Here is a 1718-nt window from a genome sequence, read left to right as displayed (position 1 = left end):
TTCGCTCGATCCGCCGTGTTGCTGGGTCTGGCGCAGCAGGCGACCGGCGGGGTCGTACTGGTACTGGCGGCGGCCGTAGTGGCTGTGGTCGTCGCTGCCGAGTTCGCCATCGGGCAGCCAGGCGTAGCGGCGCTCGCGCTGCACGCTGCCGCCGGGCTGCAGGGCGCGCTGGTTGCTGATGCGGCCGCGCCGGTCGTAGAGGGTGTGCAGCTGGATGCGCAGGAATTCCCGCTTACATCCGGCCTGAGCAGGTACCGGACGACTAAGGCAAGACCCCAACGAACTGCCTATCGTTGCTGCACCATCCGACATCCGCACTGTCCGCAGCCTGATGCGTTCTTGCTCGTCTTGAGCCGGAAAAATCGGCTGATTTGCTGAAAAATAAGGCAAAACAGCAGAATAATTTGGCGCGTTTCAGTCCCAAACCGGCATCAATGGCAGCTGCTCAGGCTGAAAAACGGGCTTGAATGAAGGTGGTGAAGCTGCGCCGGACACGCGGACAGCACAGGCTGAAAAACGGGCTTGAATGAGGGGGGCGAAGCTGCGCCGGACACGTGGTCAGCACATGCGCGTTTCAATCCCAAACGGGCATCAATGCCACCTGCTCGGGCTGAAAAACGAGCTTGAATAAAAGTGGTGGAGTGGCACCGGACACGCTGATAGTATAATTTTTTTCGCTTTGAGCTTCTCACATGCCTAAAGCCCCCGGCTCTGCCGAGGGATTGGCACTGAAGTAGATTCAAGGGTTGTTTATTTCTCGTGCGCTTTTTTTAGGTAGAAGTCTAGGTATTTTTTTGGTCTTTCTTTGAATGCCCTTGCTTTGCCATAGCCGTATGCTCGGTCAAAGCTAGTAAATGCTTCGTCAAGTTGGCCTAATTCATAACAAGCAATTCCTAAGTCAATAAATGGGGCTGTGTCGATGCTGGAGCTTGCAGACTTCACTGCGTTTTCAGCCCATTGCTTTGCTAGTTCGAAATTTCCAAGGCTTAGGTGAGAGCTAAAGAAGCAGCTTGATAGCCAACCGCTTAGCATTTCCCATTCATGCTTTGGTTCTGGAAGTAAATCCCAGGCCTCTTGATACTTCTCAATGGCTGATAGAAAATTTCCGGCAATTTCGATGGAGTTTCCCTCTTCTGTTAGTGAGATGATGATCGCCTCGAGTGGGGCGTCTTTTTCAGAGAGTTCTTTCATTTAAATTTTCCTCACTAGTTGAAATACTCTGACTTTTCTGCTGGGCCAATAAATTCTTCAGGAGACCTATATCTGTCAGGCAATTGTGCACCTTGAGATCGATTGTGTCCGTAGTATTCGAGTTCGTAGTTATCTGCGTCGCGCATAAATGCGCGGACTTCTCTAGATTTTGGTCCGTGGAAGCCGCCTTTCTGATTCCAGTATTTCACAGCATCTACTCTATGAGCCATATCGGCATCTTGTATGCGATACCATTTTTTATCAGTCGGGCTTCGGAATTGCATTTTTCCACCGTGGCCTCGGATTTTTCCCTCCAAGCGCATACGCTCAATCACTTTCCTGCCAGTTCGACTGCTTTTTCCTGGTGTTTTACCCATGAAATTTAAACGACAGCTAAGCCCCAACGGATCCATCCAGCCGTTCGGGTCGGGCACGTAGCCGTACAGGTGCAGGCCGCCCGCCAGGCCGATCGGGTCGGGGCTGAGGTAGCGGCCGCTTTCCGGGTCGTAATAGCGAAAGGTATTGTA

3 protein-coding genes are annotated in these 1718 nt (G+C 52.3%); all 3 read right to left on the bottom strand.

Annotated features, from left to right (window positions below; all coding sequences use genetic code 11):
• Positions 1-279 (bottom strand): hypothetical protein (locus C515_RS23730; RefSeq protein WP_144290510.1); only part of this gene is annotated, 279 nt, incomplete at its 3' end.
• 471 nt (positions 280-750) lie between these two features.
• Entirely contained in the window at positions 751-1191 is a 441-nt protein-coding gene (locus C515_RS23240) for a tetratricopeptide repeat protein (protein WP_081687017.1), read from the bottom strand.
• A 14-nt stretch (positions 1192-1205) separates the two neighbouring features.
• On the bottom strand, positions 1206-1718 hold a 513-nt coding region (locus C515_RS23235), incomplete at its 5' end, for an RHS repeat-associated core domain-containing protein (protein WP_245575053.1).

The organism is Chitinilyticum litopenaei DSM 21440, from assembly GCF_000428145.1.
Taxonomy (GTDB): Bacteria; Pseudomonadota; Gammaproteobacteria; order Burkholderiales; family Chitinibacteraceae; genus Chitinilyticum; species Chitinilyticum litopenaei.
The sequence above is the reverse complement of the archived record's forward strand: the minus strand, read 5'-3'. Positions and strand labels throughout refer to the sequence as shown.

What these genes read in the sequence shown, in the direction of transcription:
- C515_RS23240 (WP_081687017.1), bottom strand. Translation starts at nt 1,191, where the DNA reads ATGAAAGAACTCTCTGAAAAAGACGCCCCACTCGAGGCGATCATCATC.